Source organism: Vibrio sp. E150_011 (assembly GCF_053544015.1).
In genome coordinates, this window is the sequence record NZ_JBHFOL010000025.1 from 22,194 (window position 1) to 40,493 (window position 18,300).

General features: G+C 46.4%; 19 protein-coding genes. 2 read left to right on the plus strand and 17 right to left on the minus strand.

Annotated elements, in window-relative coordinates; all coding sequences use genetic code 11:
• Positions 1 to 151: 151 nt before the first annotated feature.
• The 17 genes from ybgF to aspS all read right to left on the minus strand — a co-directional run bounded on the left by ybgF (position 152) and on the right by aspS (position 16,198).
• Positions 152 to 940, minus strand: a complete 789-nt coding sequence (gene ybgF, locus ACE1OE_RS22670) for a tol-pal system protein YbgF (protein WP_449212347.1) — start codon at positions 938 to 940, stop codon at positions 152 to 154.
• Between the two features lie 31 nt (positions 941 to 971).
• Entirely contained in the window at positions 972 to 1,493 is a 522-nt protein-coding gene (gene pal / locus ACE1OE_RS22675; RefSeq protein ID WP_102471429.1) for a peptidoglycan-associated lipoprotein Pal, read from the minus strand.
• Positions 1,494 to 1,522: 29 nt separating this feature from the next.
• The gene (tolB, locus tag ACE1OE_RS22680) at positions 1,523 to 2,857 is read right to left on the minus strand and encodes a Tol-Pal system beta propeller repeat protein TolB (protein WP_372060978.1); all 1,335 of its coding nucleotides are present in this window, start codon (positions 2,855 to 2,857) and stop codon (positions 1,523 to 1,525) included.
• Between the two features lie 31 nt (positions 2,858 to 2,888).
• The gene (gene tolA / locus ACE1OE_RS22685; protein WP_449212348.1) at positions 2,889 to 3,914 is read right to left on the minus strand and encodes a cell envelope integrity protein TolA; all 1,026 of its coding nucleotides are present in this window, start codon (positions 3,912 to 3,914) and stop codon (positions 2,889 to 2,891) included.
• Between the two features lie 13 nt (positions 3,915 to 3,927).
• Positions 3,928 to 4,371, minus strand: coding sequence for a protein TolR (tolR, locus tag ACE1OE_RS22690; protein WP_372060871.1), 444 nt, complete (start codon positions 4,369 to 4,371; stop codon positions 3,928 to 3,930).
• On the minus strand, positions 4,371 to 5,057 hold the full coding sequence (gene tolQ, locus ACE1OE_RS22695) for a protein TolQ (RefSeq protein ID WP_102471425.1): 687 nt from the start codon (positions 5,055 to 5,057) through the stop codon (positions 4,371 to 4,373). Before tolQ ends, tolR begins: the two co-directional genes overlap by 1 nt.
• On the minus strand, positions 5,047 to 5,469 hold the full coding sequence (gene ybgC / locus ACE1OE_RS22700; protein ID WP_449212356.1) for a tol-pal system-associated acyl-CoA thioesterase: 423 nt from the start codon (positions 5,467 to 5,469) through the stop codon (positions 5,047 to 5,049). The genes tolQ and ybgC overlap by 11 nt, the downstream gene beginning before the upstream one ends.
• 234 nt (positions 5,470 to 5,703) lie before the next feature.
• Complete coding sequence (gene ybgE, locus ACE1OE_RS22705) at positions 5,704 to 6,006, minus strand: cyd operon protein YbgE (RefSeq protein ID WP_102471423.1); 303 nt, start codon at positions 6,004 to 6,006, stop codon at positions 5,704 to 5,706.
• Positions 5,999 to 6,106: a cytochrome bd-I oxidase subunit CydX gene (gene cydX, locus ACE1OE_RS22710; protein WP_000270284.1), complete on the minus strand. Its 108-nt coding sequence runs from the start codon at positions 6,104 to 6,106 to the stop codon at positions 5,999 to 6,001. The genes ybgE and cydX overlap by 8 nt, the downstream gene beginning before the upstream one ends.
• A gap of 12 nt (positions 6,107 to 6,118) precedes the next feature.
• The gene (cydB, locus tag ACE1OE_RS22715) at positions 6,119 to 7,255 is read right to left on the minus strand and encodes a cytochrome d ubiquinol oxidase subunit II (protein WP_102471422.1); all 1,137 of its coding nucleotides are present in this window, start codon (positions 7,253 to 7,255) and stop codon (positions 6,119 to 6,121) included.
• A 15-nt stretch (positions 7,256 to 7,270) separates the two neighbouring features.
• Positions 7,271 to 8,857, minus strand: coding sequence for a cytochrome ubiquinol oxidase subunit I (gene cydA / locus ACE1OE_RS22720; RefSeq protein ID WP_102471421.1), 1,587 nt, complete (start codon positions 8,855 to 8,857; stop codon positions 7,271 to 7,273).
• A gap of 561 nt (positions 8,858 to 9,418) precedes the next feature.
• Complete coding sequence (gene ruvB, locus ACE1OE_RS22725) at positions 9,419 to 10,423, minus strand: Holliday junction branch migration DNA helicase RuvB (RefSeq protein ID WP_102471420.1); 1,005 nt, start codon at positions 10,421 to 10,423, stop codon at positions 9,419 to 9,421.
• Positions 10,424 to 10,453: 30 nt separating this feature from the next.
• Positions 10,454 to 11,065, minus strand: a complete 612-nt coding sequence (gene ruvA, locus ACE1OE_RS22730; RefSeq protein WP_102471419.1) for a Holliday junction branch migration protein RuvA — start codon at positions 11,063 to 11,065, stop codon at positions 10,454 to 10,456.
• Between the two features lie 105 nt (positions 11,066 to 11,170).
• Positions 11,171 to 12,613 carry a methyl-accepting chemotaxis protein gene (locus ACE1OE_RS22735; RefSeq protein WP_449212349.1) on the minus strand — a complete coding sequence of 481 codons (1,443 nt, stop codon included), beginning with the start codon at positions 12,611 to 12,613 and terminating at the stop codon, positions 11,171 to 11,173.
• Positions 12,614 to 12,944: 331 nt separating this feature from the next.
• Entirely contained in the window at positions 12,945 to 13,466 is a 522-nt protein-coding gene (ruvC, locus tag ACE1OE_RS22740; RefSeq protein WP_102471418.1) for a crossover junction endodeoxyribonuclease RuvC, read from the minus strand.
• A 2-nt stretch (positions 13,467 to 13,468) separates the two neighbouring features.
• Positions 13,469 to 14,212, minus strand: coding sequence for a YebC/PmpR family DNA-binding transcriptional regulator (locus tag ACE1OE_RS22745; RefSeq protein WP_102471417.1), 744 nt, complete (start codon positions 14,210 to 14,212; stop codon positions 13,469 to 13,471).
• A 210-nt stretch (positions 14,213 to 14,422) separates the two neighbouring features.
• A complete protein-coding gene (gene aspS, locus ACE1OE_RS22750; protein ID WP_449212350.1) occupies positions 14,423 to 16,198 on the minus strand; it encodes an aspartate--tRNA ligase in 1,776 nt (591 codons plus the stop codon).
• A 220-nt stretch (positions 16,199 to 16,418) separates the two neighbouring features.
• On the opposite strand from aspS, the gene ACE1OE_RS22755 reads away from it, so the two are divergent.
• Positions 16,419 to 17,285, plus strand: coding sequence for a DUF72 domain-containing protein (locus ACE1OE_RS22755; RefSeq protein WP_449212351.1), 867 nt, complete (start codon positions 16,419 to 16,421; stop codon positions 17,283 to 17,285).
• Between the two features lie 280 nt (positions 17,286 to 17,565).
• On the plus strand, positions 17,566 to 18,294 hold the full coding sequence (cmoA, locus tag ACE1OE_RS22760) for a carboxy-S-adenosyl-L-methionine synthase CmoA (protein ID WP_102471414.1): 729 nt from the start codon (positions 17,566 to 17,568) through the stop codon (positions 18,292 to 18,294).
• The last annotated feature ends 6 nt before the right edge of the window (positions 18,295 to 18,300 follow it).

The window sequence follows — 18,300 nt, forward strand, 5'->3', positions numbered from 1 at the left end:
AATAGATGACAAACAAACCAGGCGCATTCAAGGGTAGATGAAAAAAGGCAGATGAAAAAAGAGAGCTCAATCGAGCTCTCTTTTTCTGGAAGTAATGAAGTGGCAAGCGTGTGGGATAAAAAATCTCCTCACGAACTCGCGTCACTATGCCTTACTGCAGGTTAGTCTGGGCGACTTTAGCAGAAGAGCTAGCTGGGTATTCATCCACGACTTGCTGATAATACTTTTTAGCTTCCGCCGCTTTATTACCACGTTTTGCGAGATCGCCTAGTTTTACCAACGCATCGGCGCGCTTATTAGACTCTTTAAACGACAGTACCGCTTTGAAGCTGGCTTCTGCTTCGCTGTCTTGACGCTTAGCAAAATACAATTGGCCTAGCCAGTAATGCGTATTAGGTGCGAAGGTCGAATCAGGGTAATCGGTTTGAAACTGCTTAAATGCGGCAATCGCACCGGCGTAATCACGCTTCTTTAGGATCAAATCAACCGCGTTTTGGTAGGCGGTTTGCTCATCAACATCGGTACTAAACTTCCCGGTTGATTCTGCGGCTTTGCCCGCAGGTGCAACCACAGCGGCAGTGCTGCCTTTTGAGCGAAGTTTATCAATTTCGATAAAGAGCTCTCTCTGGCGCTGCAACATTTGATCCATGTTATAGCTGTTTCGCTCTAGCTCACCACGAAGCGTTGCGATTTCTTGTGTCATTTCATCGAGTTGCTGCTGCATCTGCGCTTGCACTCGATTACGGTTTTGAAGCAAACGCTCCAAACGTTGAATATCGGTCTCGTTGGTCGCAGCGTGTGCGGATGCAAGAGAAGCCACCGTCGCCGAAGATGATGTTGCAGTGCTCAAGTCGGTAACCGGTGCTTTCGCAGCGAGCACTGAGCTCGCTGCGCCGGCTAGTAACGTAAGCGTAACTGCGCGCTTAATGTTACTTGTCATAAAGGTTAAACCCTCAGTGGCCGTTTTTAAATTAGTATACTAGAACTGCGCGACGATTTTTTGCATATGCATCGTCAGACTGACCTAGAACTAATGGTTTCTCTTCGCCATAGCTAACGATAGAGATTTGGTCTGCTTGAACACCCAGTGCTTGGATGTACTTAGCAACAGCTTGTGCACGACGCTCGCCTAGTGCGATGTTGTACTCAGGCGTACCACGTTCGTCGGCATGACCTTCGATAGTCACTTTAAGCGCTGCATCTTTGCTTAGGTACATTGCGTGAGCCGCAAGCATGTCTTCGTAGTCACCCGCAATCGTTGAGTTATCAAACGCAAAGTAGATAGTTTGATTTTCACGAAGTGCTTTCTCTTTCATTTCTTGCTCGGAAAGCTGTGCACTTTGGTCAATAGGCGTTACAACGGTTGTTTCTTGTTGTTGATTCGTTGTTTCTGAACCTGTTGTTGATGCTGCGTCGTCACTTGAGCTACAAGCCGTCATAGCAAGAACTGGTAGTGCGATTAGCAAACCCTTAAAAACTTTGTTTAGTTGCATTGTTTTTTCCTTAACCTAAAATTTATTTGCTATAAAAACGGTGACCATGCAGGCGCTCGAACACGCCCATTTGTTGCCGGTAGTCTAGCTTTAAATCGTCCATCAATTGAAACCATTGAAAGAACGTTAGTCTTGTTATAAATGGAGCTATATATCACCATGCCGCCATTTGGCGCGATACTTGGTGACTCATCCAGCAGTGTTTTCGTGAGGATTTGTACTGAACCCGTTTCTAAGTCTTGTTTAGCAAGATTAAAGCCCGTGTTCGAGCGATTGACCATCACGAGGTAACGACCATCGGGGGTGATCTGCCCACCAAGGTTTTGGCTACCCTGCCATGTGATTCGTTTTGTTTTACCGTCGGACAAATTTACTTCATAAATCTGAGGGTTACCACCCCTATCCGACGTAAAAATAAGGGAATTTCCACCTGGTTTCCAATACGGTTCTGTATTATTTGACCGACCGCTAGTTATTTGACGAAGTTTTCTCGTTTCTAGGTTGAGCGTATATACATGCAGTTGCCCAGTCTTTGATAACGTGATCGCCAGCGACTTGCCGTCAGGAGAGAATCTTGGCGCACCATTGTGACGAGGGAATGACGTAATCTTTTCACGCTTACCGGTATAGATATTCATGATAAAGATTTCAGCTTGACCATTTTGGAAGCTCACATACGCCAGCTTCTTACCGTCTGGTGACCATGCTGGAGACATTAATGGCTGCTTTGAACGAAGCACGAGCTTTTCGTTGTAGCCATCGTAATCGGCAATACGCATTTGGTACGGGTACTGGTCTTTATCGTTGACAACAACGTAGGCAATACGTGTTAAAAAGGCACCACGCTCACCCGTCAGCTCTTCGTAGACCAAATCGGCAATACGGTGCGCATATTCACGTAAACGGTTGGCAGGGACAGTCGCTTTCTTTTTAAATAATACATGGTCATTAGACAGGACCAACTGGCCATCGTCGCTTAACGCTTTAGACTGACCACCAGTTAATTGACCACGCACGACATCAACCAGTTGATAGCTAATTTCATAATTACCATCGGCTTTTTTGACTATGGTGCCGGTCAGCAATGAATCGACACCGATCGGCGTCCACGACTCAAAGTTGATGTCAGCCGCATCGTAAGGCGTTTGCGGCATTTTACTGGTCGCAACCGGACTAAATTTACCACTGCGCTGTAAATCGGATGAAATAACACCCGACACATCTTGCGGTAACTCACCCTCGCCTGCCCATTTGAATGGCACAATCGCGATAGGACGTGCGGAATCAATACCATCGGTAATGACAAGTTCTAAAGCGGCATTGGCTGTTTGCGTGGTAACGCTAAACAACAATACCATTCCCATTAATATTCGCTTAATCACGAGCTCTTCCTTATTACTCTGGAACGACGGTCAGATTGATGTTCTTAAGTTGTGCATTTACATCGGCTTCTTTGGCAAGCGGGAAGGTTCCTACTTGCGTAATTGCCCTTCTTGTTGCAGCGCATAATCGGTTGTCCCCATCGAGTACCTTTACCTCACCAGCAATAGCGCCATTACCAGCAGGAATCAACTTCAAATTAACTCGACATTGCTTTCCCCGAAAACTGTCCTCAAGCAACAGTTTTTGTTGAATAAGCTGGGTGTAAATCGCCCCCATTCTCTGCAACTCAGATGCCACATGCTGTGAGCGTGCTGATGTGTTCAACTCAGATTCGCTTTCAAGCCCTGCAAAAATATCATTCATTGCGGCTTCTTGTTCTTGCCTCTCACGTTCAAGTTGTTTCAAACGTTCTTGCTCTTGACGTGCTTTCTCTGCCGCGGCTTTGGCTGCCTTTTCTTTTTCGATGCGTTGTTGCTCAGCTTTCTCTGCCGCTTCTTTTTCACGGCGAGCTTTTTCTTGCGCCTCTTTTGCGGCTTTTTCTCGCTCAACACGTTCTTGCTCAGCCTTAACGATCGCCGCTTCTTTGACGAGACGTTCTTGTTCGGCTTTGCGGACTGCCGCTTCCTGAGTTTTTCTTGCTGCTTCGGCTTTGGCGGCACGTTCGTTTTCTTGCTTAGCGCGTTTTTCAGCTTCGCGTGTCGCTTGTGCTTGCTTAGCTTGTTGCGCTTTCAAGGTGCGAATGCGCTCCTCTTCCGCTTTACGATTTCTTTCAAGCTGCTCACTTTCTCTGCGCAGTTTATCTAAGCGATCTTGCTCTTTCTTTGAGGCGGTTTCGCGTTGCTTACGAATTTCTTGAGCTTGCTGCCGAACTCGCGCAGGGTCAATGACAACAGCCTGAACCATGCCCGCAGGCTCAGGTTCTTCCATTGTAAAATCCGTACCCAAAAGCAGTGCCGCAATCAAAATCACATGCGCCAATAAAGAAATGGCAATCGGCTTTCCGTAACGGGTGGCGTTGTTTTTATTATTTTTCTTCATACTGCTGCGATGACTATTCCCTGATATCGGTCAACAGGCCTACTTTAGGTATCCCTGCTTGACTCAACTCATCTAATAACAAAACCACTTCGGCGTAGGGTGTTGCGGCATCGCCGCCCACAGCCACTGGCGAATTAGGATTAATGGACAATTCTGCACGCACCCTGACGATTATGTCTTGCAGGCTTAAACCACGTTGTACGTCTTCGTTGTTGACACTAAGGCCAAAATTTCCATCACGATCCACTTCAACAATAATAAAGCTCGCGTCGGTATCGCCGGCAAGATCAGACGCAGGCTTCGCCGTTGACGTTTTTGGCAATTCCACATCCACCCCTTGAGTAACAAAAGGTGATGTCACCATAAAGATAATCAGCAGCACCAACATCACATCGATGTAGGGGACAACGTTTATCTCTGCGGTCAGTTTTCTTTTCTTACGTTGGTAACCTGCCATTACTGTTCCTTACCGGCCATCGCTTGACGGTGCAGGATTGAGTAAAACTCTTCTGAGAACGTTGCGTAGTTATGCTCTAGCTTACCTACTTTTGTGCTCAGACGGTTATAGGCCATGACGGCTGGAATAGCGGCAAACAGTCCCATCGCGGTAGCAATCAATGCTTCAGCGATACCCGGTGCCACCATTGCGAGCGTTGCTTGCTTGACTTCACCAAGGGCAATGAAGGCATGCATGATGCCCCAAACAGTACCAAATAAGCCGATGTATGGGCTGATAGAACCCACGGTCGCTAAGAATGGTAGGTTTGCCTCAAGATCATCCACCTCACGAGCCACCGCAACACGCATAGAACGGCCAGTCCCTTCCATGATGTAAGCTGGCGAATCTGAATTAGATTGTCTTAATCTTAAAAATTCAGTGAAGCCGCTGTAAAAGATCTCTTCGCTTCCTGAGAGTTCATCTTTACGTTTCTTCACGTCTTGGTAGATCACCGACAAATCGGCACCCGACCAGAACCGATCTTCAAAGACATCAGAGGCTTTGGTCGCTTGCGTTAAAACCTTACTACGCTTGATGATCATAGCCCAAGACACGACCGACATTCCCAGCAAGATCATCATGACAAGCTTTACAAGCAAACTGGCTTGTAGAAAAAGATCCAAAAACGAAATTTCAGCGTTCACGTTTTAACTCCAATAAGATTGACGAAGGTATTGCCTTCGGCTTCATTTTAACATTATCAATACATGCCACTTTAACCAGTGCCTTCGCGAATGTCACACCCTCTGCATCGACTATTTCTTGTTGAAACGTTAATGAGGCGCGTTTAAATTCTGAAACAACGGTTTTGACGGTGAGATGGGCATCTAATCGAGCACCTCGAACAAAGTCGATATCCATGTGGCGAACGACAAAACCAATATGCTCTTCTAGTAAGATATTTTGACTCACGCCGACACTGCGCAGTAGCTCGGTACGTGCGCGCTCAAAAAACTTCAAATAATTGGAATGGTAGACCACGCCTCCCGCGTCGGTATCTTCGTAATACACGGTGACCGGGAATTCAAAATACGATGGTAAGTCAATCAAATTGATAATTTCCTATAAACAACAACGCCCTAATATAGCGTAAGTGGATATGATTGTTATTACTGCTGACAAGAAATTTGGGATAAAGTGCGAAAATTTACACTCAACTGATTAAGTTGTTACCAAAAGTGTCCGTTTGGTGTGGTTTATAAATAAAAACGGTATGCCAGAAAACAAAAAGCCCGAGCGAATGCTCGAGCTTTTTCCTAACTGACGGCTTTAGTCACTAACGTATGTTTTCTAACTAACGTACAGTATCGTCAAGTAACTCAATACAGTGAGCGGTATATAGGGGCTAAAGACGATCTGCCAAAGCCAGAATCTTGGTTTAAAACCAACGCCATATACCATGCTGGAACATAGAGCAAAGACAAAAACCAGCCCTAAGCCCGATGGAAAGCCACCGATTTGTTCTGCGTACGCATCCGGTCGCCACATGAATATCCCAACATGACCAAAACCGAGCAACAATGATATAACGCGTAACCACGTTTTATCGAGCCACTGGTGAAGGTTCGCAACCTGCGCGTTGAGACTACTCACTGTCCTTGTCCATCATTTCACTGTGTTCTAGCCACAATGCGTTAATGATGCCGAACGCACACGCTAGAAGAACACCTAAAATCCAAGCAAAATACCACATTCTATGTGCTCCTTAATAAAGTGAGTTTTTGTTTTCTTCGATGAACTTGTCATCAAGACGACCAAACATTTTGTAGTAGGTCCAAGCGGTGTAGCTAAGAATCACCGGTACCATGACAAACGCCACCCCTGTCATCAAGTTCAACGTCAGTTCACTTGAGGTTGAATCCCACATTGTCAAACTGTGGCTAGGATTCAGGCTGCTTGGCATCACAAACGGGAACATCGCAAACCCTGCGGTAAAGATGATACCGCCATTCGCTAGACTTGAAGCGATGAACGAAAACGCACATTTTTCAAAACGAGATGCAATCGCCGCGAGTAATGGCATGAACACACCTAGTGCAGGTGCAATCCAAAGCAATGGATACTTCTCGAAGTTCGCCATCCACGCACCCGCTTCACGTACTACTTCTTTATTGAGAGGATTCGACGCTGCGCCTGTATCAAGGCTACTTACAATTACGTAACCATCAATGTTTTGAATCCAGAAGCCTGCTGCAACAAAGGCACCGACAACGAGTAGACCCATAACCTGAGCGATACTGCGAGCTCGGTCATGTACCTCACCAGTGGTTTTCATCTGCAACCAAGTAGAGCCTTGCAAAATGATCATGAACAAGCTAACAAAACCACATAGCAATGCAAACGGGTTGAGCAAGCCGAAGAATGAACCGTGGTATGTCGACATCATGAATTCATTCAGCTGGAACGGTACGCCTTGTAACAGGTTTCCGAATGCCACACCAAAGATAATCGGCGGGACAAAGCCACTGATTGAAATGGCGATATCCCAAGTATTACGCCATCTTGGATCTTCGATTTTAGAGCGGTAATCTAAGCCCAAAGGACGTAGCCAAAGTGCTGCCAACGTCAAGATCATGGCTAAGTAGAAACCAGAGAACGACGTTGCATAGACCAATGGCCAAGCGGCAAACAGTGCACCACCCGCGGTGATCAACCATACTTGGTTGCCATCCCAGTGCGGAGCGATGGAATTAATCATGACACGACGCTGCGTATCCGTTTTTCCTACGAATGGGACAAGTGCGCCCACACCCATATCAAAACCGTCGGTGATAGCGAAACCAGCCAGTAGTACGCCGATTAGTATCCACCAGATAAATCGTAAGACTTCGTAATCAAACATTCTATTTCTCCCTGCTTACGCTTCGACTTGTCGATTAACTTTATCTTCAGCCGAGTCGCCATTTTGTTCAAAATGATAACGGCCTGTCTTCAAGCTACTTGGTCCTTTACGTGCGAATTTCACCATGAGGTAAACTTCAGCAACAAGGAATACGGTATAGAGCGCTATGATGGCGAACAACGAGGTCCATAATTGACTCATTGTTAATGCGGACGCCGCTACGTGGGTAGGAAGGATTTCACCCACCGCCCATGGTTGACGACCGTACTCTGCGACAAACCAACCGGCTTCAATTGCAATCCAAGGTAGTGGCATACCAAATAGCGCGGCTTTTAGAAGCCATGGCTTTTGGGTGATCTTTTGACGACACGTTTGAACAAATGCCGCACCAAAGATGAATAACATGATAAAGCCACACGCTACCATCACACGGAACGACCAGAATAACGGCCAAACGGTCGGGATTGAATCATCCGCTGCTGCTTGAATTTGGTCTTCCGTCGCATCAACCACTTGATCGGTATAACGCTTCAGTAGGAGACCATAGCCGAGGTCTTCTTTTACTTCATCAAACGCAACAAGGTTCTCGTCACTGCGGTCACCGGCGCGAAGTTTTTCAAGCAACTCATAGGCGTACATACCGGTACGAATACGGTCAACGTGTTCTTCACGTAGGTCGCGTAGGCCCGTCACTTCTGTATCAAGAGAACGCGTGGCGATGATGCCCATCACGTATGGGATCTTGACGGCAAAGTCCGTATGCATTTCGTCTTGATTTGGCAGGCCAAACAGGGTGAATGCGGCTGGAGCAGGTTCGGTGTGCCATTCAGCTTCGATTGCCGCCAGTTTCACTTTTTGAACGTCGCCTAACTCATAGCCAGACTCATCACCTAGGATGATAACAGACAGGATAGCCGCCATCCCAAAAGAAGCAGCGATAGCAAATGAACGACGAGCGAATGCTAGATCGCGGCCTTTCAAAATATAGTATGAGCTGATACCAAGAACGAACATCGCACCTGCGGTGTAACCAGATGCCACGGTGTGAACAAATTTCACCTGAGCAACCGGATTCAATACCACATCAGCGAAGCTCACCATTTCCATACGCATGGTTTCGTAGTTGAACTCAGCACCTACAGGGTGTTGCATCCAACCGTTCGCAACCAGGATCCATAAAGCAGAAAAGCTTGAACCCAGTGCAACTAGCCATGTTACGGCTAAATGCTGACGCTTACTTAGCCTATCCCAGCCAAAGAAGAAAAGACCGACAAAAGTGGACTCTAGGAAGAAGGCAACAAGGGCCTCGATGGCGAGTGGCGCACCAAAAATATCACCCACATAATGTGAATAGTACGACCAGTTGGTACCAAATTGGAACTCCATGGTCAAACCGGTGGCAACACCAAGTGCAAAGTTAATCCCGAACAGCTTACCCCAGAACTTTGTCATGTCCTTGTAGATTTGCTTATCGGTCATTACGTACAGAGACTCCATTATAGCGAGAAGAAACGCCATACCGAGTGTCAATGGAACGAACAAGAAGTGATACATCGCCGTGAGTGCAAATTGCAATCGCGACAGCTCCACTACGTCTATCATGGTAACTCCTTTTGTGTCGGCTGAACGACACGTTCTATATTAAGCGACAAGGATGACTGTTTAATTTACATTAAACTTGTTGAGACTTAGCATCATCCTTGTTGCGAATATGTACCCTAATGGTTAGTTATTTGTTAAGCTTGCGCTAATATAGCTGCGGCTAATATTACTGGTAAATTGAATCAGTTTCAAAAGGTTTATTTGCTGGCGTGCTTTGATTTACATCAATAAAGACAAAGAGTTGATTGTACGATCTTTGCTCACAATGACACAGATCAAATTTAGCGTGGATTTGTAACGAGATTGGGGAATGGGCCAGTACGGCGGTAAAGCGTAAGCAACCCTTTAGTGGTAAGGGTTATAGCCAACAACATGCTCAGATCGAATGAGTCACTGTTTAGTATTCAGCAACATCAGCATGCCGCGCCATATCAACGGCATGCCGATTAGTAGGTGTAAAATTGAAAAGTAATTTTTTATTTATCGTCGATGGGCACGGTTAACATTGCGGGAGCGTTTACCATAATCGCTGACGTTTATTGCCCAATCCGTTTACATTGGTTACTTATCAACACCAAAATGCAAATAGGCACGGTCAGAAGCAATTCTTCCTCGCGGCGTTCTTTGCAAATAGCCTTGTTGAATCAAATACGGTTCGATCACATCCTCAATGGTGTCTTTTTCTTCACCAATGGCTGCGGCTAAGTTGTCCAAACCAACTGGACCGCCTGAAAACTTCTCCATAATGGCCAAAAGAAGTTTGCGGTCCATATAATCAAACCCTTGATGATCGACATCGAGCATATTCAAGGCTTTATCGGCAATATCAGAACAAATATGGCCATCACCTTTCACTTCGGCGTAATCACGTACGCGGCGCAATAAGCGGTTGGCAATTCGAGGCGTTCCTCGGGCACGACGCGCAATCTCTAATGCGCCCTCAGGCTCCATAGACAGATTTAGGCAGGCTGCACTTCGCTGAACAATACGTTGTAAGTCAGCAATTTTATAATATTCGAGGCGTTGTACAATACCGAAGCGATCACGTAACGGAGACGTTAACGAGCCCGCTCTTGTGGTCGCGCCGATCAAGGTAAATGGGGGTAAATCGATCTTGATTGAACGTGCTGCTGGGCCTTCGCCAATCATGATGTCCAACTGATAATCTTCCATAGCAGGATACAAGATCTCTTCAACCATAGGGCTCAGTCGATGTATCTCATCAATAAACAGGACATCGTTTTCTTCAAGGTTAGTGAGCAATGCCGCCAAATCTCCTGCCTTTTCCAATACAGGTCCAGACGTCGTTCGGATACTCACTTCCATTTCATTGGCAACAATATTGGCGAGCGTTGTTTTACCTAGGCCTGGAGGGCCAAAGATCAACAAATGATCAAGCGGTTCATTTCGCAACTGCGCAGCCTTAATGAAAATTTCCATTTGGTCGCTAACATGCTGTTGTCCTTCGTAGTCGGCTAATTTTTTTGGCCGAATTGCTCTATCAATCACGTCTTCGTCTTTGAAAACTGGATTTTCTGGAGCAATTAAGCGATCAGCTTCAATCATATATTCGTCTCTATTGAACCGTTATCAAGCTTAAACCATGGTACGCAATGCTTCGCGGATAAGCGCTTCGCTGCTCATTCCAGGCTTTGCTACTTGTGACACCACTTTGGATGCTTGCGCAGATTTATAGCCTAGCGCAAGCAGCGCACTCACCGCTTCATCTTCTGCGTTATTCGACGATGACATGCCATCAATTGGCGCTGCATCGGTTGCCGGAGTAAATAGGTCACCGGCCCCCCACCCTTTCAGACGGTCTTTCATTTCAACAACAAGGCGTTCAGCGGTTTTCTTACCGACACCAGGAAGCTTCACTAATGTGGAGATGTCTTCACGCTCAACACAAGAAACAAACTGACTCGCCGACATACCGGAAAGGATACCTAGGCCCAGTTTTGGTCCGACACCGTTGGCCTTAATGACCTCTCTGAACAGCGCTCGCTCGCTCACCGAGTTAAAGCCATACAAAAGTTGCGCATCTTCTCGCACGACAAAGTGTGTATAAATAATGGCTTCTTGACCGACTTCTGGCAATTCATAGAAACAGCTCATTGGCATTTGGACTTCATAGCCAACACCCCCTACCTCAATCAATAATTCAGGGGGCTGCTTCTCGACTAGAATTCCGCGTAATCGTCCTATCACAGTGTAATTTCTCATGCTTATTGTAATAGGGCTTAGGATATAGAATAACTGGATGGGTATCCAGTTATTTAGGTGAGACCGTTCGAAGCGGCAGCTACCGCGTAATTAAGCTAATACGGTACGAAGACGCTCAGACAACTCTGTTCCCTCATTGATCTGTTGGTTCAGTTTTAGGGTAATCGATTGGATGTCTTCCGCGACCGTTTTACTGTCCGCGACTGAATGTGCGACCTCACTACTGGCTTGATCTAGCTCGCTAATTGCTTGGTTCTGTTGGCTGACAAGTTGACTTAGGTCGCTAATCTCAGTCGAAATCACCTGAACTTGCTCAATCATCTGACTTAATTCCGTCACCGTCGTCTGAATCGTTTGCTGGCCAGAGGTAATCTCTCTTTGACTATCCCCAATGAGTGCACGGATCTCTTCAACCGAGTTACTGGTTTTGGATGACAACTCTCGTACCTGCTCTGCCACCACAGCAAAACCTCGGCCGTGCTCACCAGCGCGTGCCGCCTCAATAGCAGCGTTAAGTGCGAGTAAATTGGTTTGGTCAGCCACGGTCGTGATCAGCGCCATCACCGAGACCACTTTTTGGTTACTTTGGTCTATGTTAGCGATCGCTTGGGTTGACGCGCTTAGCATGTCACTGCTGCTTTCTGCCTGGGATTTTATGGCTTCCGTTTGCTGCGTCACTTGTGACATGAAGGCCACCGAATCTTGAGTAAACGCGGAAAGCTGCTCTAGCTGTTGACTCATTTCTTCCGCAGCGCTCGCTTGAGAGGCGCTATTTAACCCTAAGGATTGCACATTGTCGGTGAGTTGCGACGACTGCGTATTCACATGGTGGATGACCTCATCCAGCTCTTCCACACTCTCATTCACCACCACAAATGTCGCATCGAGTTTCGATTGCCCCTCCGCCGATTTCTGCGCTTCACGCTCACTTTGCTGTAACGATTTTTCTGCGCGGGCAATGGCGCTCTCTTTCTGTTTTGAGGTAAAGCTTTGCGCAAAACAGATCACCAACAGCGGCAATATCATCCCAGACCATATCTCGATAGTCTGCTTACTTGCGGACAACTCTATCTGGGGATAAGCATAATCCGTCGTGTGAAGATACGTCATCGTACAGGCGACGAGCACGATAGTCAGGCTCCAGGTTAACGCCATCACGCGTGATGCAGACAGGTAAAAAGCCACAATAAGTAACGGCGCCCAAAATGATTGAGTGGAATCAACAATACCGCCACTTTGGTAAATGATATTCAGTGCATGCGTGGTCATGCCAAGAAAGCCAACATTTAGCGCTAGGGTAATACCGCGTGTCCAGCGTAACAGTGCAACAGAGATACACTCCAACACGATTAGAATGAGAGACGTCATGAACAAAGCCGCATGACCATTGCCATGCCACTTAATTGCGCTATATAAGCCCACAATAAAAGCCACAACAGCAAAAACAGCCGTAATTTCAGCCCTTCTTAATACCGTATGGGACAAGCGAGAAGCATCAAATATAAAGGTGTGCCAGATGACATTGTTTTTCATTCTAATTGGTCCGTTGACATGACTCATCGGACCAATTATAGATATTAACAATAATTTAACAATACATTCACTCGGGTTTGCCACAAAAGTGTGGGGTGCTTATCGTTAAAAATATCATCGACAACAAGGGCGACGCGTTCTAGAGCGCTGGCCACCAGCTTAGCTAGATAAGCCACTATGTATAGCATCATGTATAACATCGGAGAAGGCGCTATGCATAGCATCTGAGAAGGCGGCGAATCAGGGGAATACGGGAGATCAAGCAATAAATAGTCAGGTAGGACAATATATGATTGGCTAACTGAATCAATAATTGATAGGGCAATACGCCCTATCGATAGCGTCCACGCTTAGCGCCGGTGGCTTTACCCGCCAATGCAATGAGTGTTTTATTGGTGTTCGCATGACAAATCGCGACACCCAGCGCATCCGCTGCGTCCGCTTGTGGTTTTGCTGCAAGCTTGAGCATACTCATCACCATATGTTGCACTTGCGCTTTATCTGCCCCACCCGTACCTGTCACGGCTTGTTTGATTAAACGCGCCGCGTATTCATGGACCGGAAGGTCGTGATTAACCGCCGCAACAATAGCACTGCCACGTGCTTGCCCAAGTTTAAGCGCTGAGTCGGCGTTTTTAGACATAAACACTTGCTCAATGGCAAAAACATCGGGTTGAAACTGAGTGATAATTTCACTCACGCCTGCGTAGATCTGTTTGAGGCGTCCAGGCAGCTCTTTTTCAGACATACGAATACAGCCACTGCCGAGATAGTACAAATGCCTGCCTTGCTGACGGATGACACCGTAACCTGTAATTCGAGATCCGGGATCAATACCAAGAATAATCGACATGATTATAACGCTGCCGCGACATCGTCAGAGATGTCACCATTGTGATAGACCTCTTGGACATCATCTAAGTCTTCTAACGCATCGATAAGGCGCAAGAGTTTCGGGGCGGATTCTATATCCAGATCCGCTTTCGTTGACGGTACCAACGTTACTTCAGCGTTCGCTGCTTCTAATCCCGCTGAATCGAGTGCATCTTTTACCTGACCAAATTCAGCAGGTGCTGTATAGACATCAATGGCTCCATCATCGCCCGTTTCAATATCATCGGCACCGCTTTCAAGCGCGACTTCCATGACATCATCTTCATTTAGGCCCGGGGCGTAGGAGATCACACCTTTCTTTTCGAATAGATAGCTGACGCTGCCGTCCGTTCCCAGGTTACCACCTGACTTTGAAAAGGCGTGGCGCACACCTGAAACGGTTCGGTTTCGGTTGTCGGTCATGCATTCAACCATGACTGCGGTGCCCGCGGGTCCATAGCCCTCATAGATCACGGTTTCCATATTGTCGTCGCCTTCGCCACCCGCTCCACGACTGACGGCACGATTCACTGTGTCTCGCGTCATATTGTTGGATAATGCTTTATCAATTGCCGCTCTTAAACGCGGGTTGTTCTCAGGCTCTGCGCCGCCTTCTTTTGCTGCAACCACAATTTCACGAATCAGCTTAGTGAAAATCTTGCCACGCTTTGAGTCTTGCGCCGCTTTACGATGACGTATGTTCGCCCATTTACTATGACCAGCCATAAGGAATCCTTTGAATTCTATTTAATTGGATAAGATTGAGAAGGTGATTGTCATTACTATACCTAAATTAGGTATAAAAAATCCCGCCGGAGCGGGATTATTTGTTTGATTTCATTGTATCTATATATTCATAGCCTTACAGGCGCTTGAATCGATATATGCGCGTATGGCTAATCTGTACACCAGAAATCATCGGTACAAAAAAACGTCTTATGCGTCTTTCTCTTTGGCAACTTTCACCGCAATCGCAAGCTCATCAAGTGAAGCAGGGTTTGCAAGGCTAGGCGCATCTGTCAGTAGACATGCTGCTGCCGTCGTTTTAGGGAACGCAATAACGTCACGGATATTGTCAGTTCCACACAGTAGCATCACCAAACGGTCAAGGCCAAACGCAAGACCAGCATGAGGTGGCGTACCGTACTTCAATGCGTCAAGTAGGAAGCCAAACTTCTCGCGTTGCTCAGTTTCTTCAATACCTAAGATGCCAAATACCGCAGATTGCATTTCTGAATTATGAATACGTACAGAACCGCCACCCACTTCGTAGCCGTTAATGACCATGTCGTATGCATTTGAAATCGCCGCAGCAGGGTTTGCTTTAAGCGTTTCTGCATCCATGCCTAAAGGTGATGTGAATGGGTGGTGCATCGCGTGCAAGTTACCTTCGCCATCTTCTTCAAACATTGGGAAATCGATAACCCAAAGTGGTTTCCATGCTGATGTATCTGTTAGCTCTAGGTCTTTACCCAGTTTTAGACGCAACGCGCCAAGTGCTTCAGAGACGACATTCTGAGTATCAGCACCAAACAAGATAATATCGCCAGATTCTGCTTGAGTGCGCTCAAGGATACCGTTGATCACTTCTTCGTTTAGGAACTTAGCCACTGGAGACTGAACACCATCAATGCCAGCAGCACGATCGTTCACTTTCATCCATGCCAAGCCTTTCGCTCCGTAGATACCAACAAACTCGCCGTAGCCATCAATTTGCTTACGAGTCAGCTTCGCGCCACCAGGAACACGAATAACCGCTACGCGGCCTTTTTCGTTGTTCGCAGGGCCAGAGAACACTTTGAATTCGACATCTTTAACAAGGTCAGCAATATCAACAAGCTCTAATGGGTTACGTAGATCAGGCTTATCAGAACCAAAACGACGAATCGCTTCAGAGAACGGCATGATAGGGAAATCACCCAGATCAACTGTCAGCAATTCCTGCCACATGTCACGAACCATTTTCTCTGTCGTTGCACGCACTTGCTCTGCTGACATGAATGAGGTTTCGATATCGATTTGAGTAAATTCAGGCTGACGGTCAGCACGCAAATCTTCATCACGGAAACATTTAACGATCTGGTAGTAACGGTCAAAACCAGACATCATCAGAAGCTGCTTAAATAGCTGCGGTGATTGCGGCAATGCGTAGAATGACCCTTTGTGTACGCGGCTCGGTACCAAGTAATCACGCGCACCTTCTGGCGTTGCTTTCGTCAGTACAGGTGTCTCAATGTCGAGGAAGCCATTGTCATCTAGGAAACGACGAACAAAGCTTGACGCTTTAGCGCGCAATTTAATGCGGTCGCTCATCTCTGGACGACGAAGATCGATATAACGATACTTCAGGCGCTGCTCTTCTGAGTTAGTTTGGTTGAAATCAAGAGGCAGTACATCTGAACGGTTAATGATTTCTAGGCCTGATGCCAGAATTTCCACTTCACCCGTTGCCATGTCTTTGTTCACTTGGCTTTCTGGACGAACACGAACTTCACCCGTCAGCTTAATGCAGAATTCGTTACGAAGTTGGCTTGCCACTTCGAACACATCCGCCATATCTGGATCGACAACTACCTGAACGATACCTTCGCGATCTCGCATATCAATAAAGATAAGACCGCCTAAATCACGGCGACGATTAACCCAGCCGCACAAATCTACAGTTTGTCCTGCAAGGGACTTGTTCAGGTGACCACAGTAATGGCTACGCATAGTGAATTTCCCAATTTCCAATTATTAAAAGAATCAAATTGCCCGTGAACTGCTTATTGAATAACCACAATTACCACGTACAAAATTAAAGGTTCATTTATACTCGGAAAATCGTCTAAAATCGACCTAAATTGACAGTTTTGTTGTGTTTAATTACCGTCAGACTTCGTCTATTTGACCAAATGGACAAAATATCAACAATCCAGCAGCGGACGCCAGAATGAACGAACTGAGTTTACGATTAGGTCTAACCATGTGGTCCCACAGTGACTGGCTTCATTCCTTATATGGCTCTGGCACTAAGCCAAATGAACGCCTAGAGCGCTATGCCTCGGTGTTCCATACCGTGGAAGGGAATACGACGTTTTACGCCACACCCAGCGCCAACACGGTGAATAATTGGCATGCTGCCACGCCTAACAACTTTCGTTTTACTTTCAAGCTTCCGAAAGCCATTACTCACGATCAGCAACTTAAACACTGTAAAGCGCCACTTAAAGCATTCTTAGATACCATGCAACCGCTACAAGAAAAACTGGGTATGTTGACGATTCAGTTACCGCGTAGCTTCGGTCCCGATGCATTTTCTGCATTGCAGACCTTTCGCCAACAACTCCCTTCCGACATGCCGTTGGGCGTAGAGGTTCGTCACCCTGCTTTTTTCGATAAAAGCGACCATGAAAAACGCTTGAATCAATGGCTCGTTGAACAAGAGATAGATCGAATCATTATGGACAGTCGGCCTGTTTTTTCTGCCAAACCAGATACGCCGGCGGTCATCGACGCCCACAGCAACAAACCTAAGGTACCCGTACACGCTATTGCTACGGCTCAGCGTCCAATGATTCGATTCATCGGTCACCCTGACCTTGCGGAAAACGATGCTTTCTTTAAACCTTGGCTATCCAAACTGCCTCAATGGATAGCAGAAGGAAAACAGCCGTATTTAATGATCCACACCCCCGATAATCAGTTCGCACCAGAGCTGGCTAAGCGACTTTATTTGCAACTCAACGACTATGTCGAACTTGCGCGCCTTCCAGCATTTCCACCGAAGGAAAATGAGCAACAAATATCGATGTTTTAGGTATGTTCACTTGAGTCATTTTCATAGTTAACATCACTATAAATAAGACATCTTCATACCGATATAAAGCATACGCCCCACTAGTAAGACAGAACATTGCGTCTGAAAAAGTTTCTCATCTTTGCAGCCATACACTAGGCTTTATTGACCTTCTGTTACCCCACTCTTTCTCCTCATCGTCTGCACTTAATTTGCCCATTCTTTTCTTCTAATGACAAGCTATAGTGAATAGCGTAAAATGCGCGCCTTTTTATTACGTCTACAGAATGAGAGAGACGACATGGAAAACAAAGATACGATATTCTCTGCGCCTATCAATAAAATTGGTGATTTCACGTTTGATGAAAGGGTTGCAGAAGTCTTCCCAGACATGATTCAGCGATCGGTACCAGGCTACAGTAATATCATTTCAGCCATCGGTATGCTGGCTGAACGCTTTGCCAAACCTCATTCTGTTGTGTACGACCTTGGGTGTTCATTAGGGGCGGCAACCTTGTCTATGCGTCGCCATATTCATCAAGAAGGTTGCAAGATCATTGCCGTCGATAACTCTTCAGCCATGGTCGAACGATGCAAGCTGCATATCAATGCTTACCGTTCGGATACACCGGTTGATGTCATTGAGGCCGATATCCGCCACATCGAAATCGACAATGCGTCCGTCGTGGTACTTAATTTTACCTTACAGTTCCTATCGCCAGAAGACCGCCTAACGCTACTTGAAAAAATCTACCATGGCTTGCGTCCTGGAGGCATTTTGATCCTCTCTGAAAAGTACATCTTTGAAGATGAGGCGGCTCACGAGTTATTGATCGATTTGCACCATGATTTTAAACGAGCCAATGGCTATAGCGAATTAGAGATCAGTCAAAAGCGAAGCGCCATTGAGCACGTCATGCGTCCAGATTCGATCGCCACTCATAAACAACGTTTTAATGATATCGGATTCAGTAGTTCTGAAGTCTGGTTCCAATGTTTCAATTTTGGTTCTATGTTCGCCATTAAATAAGTCAAC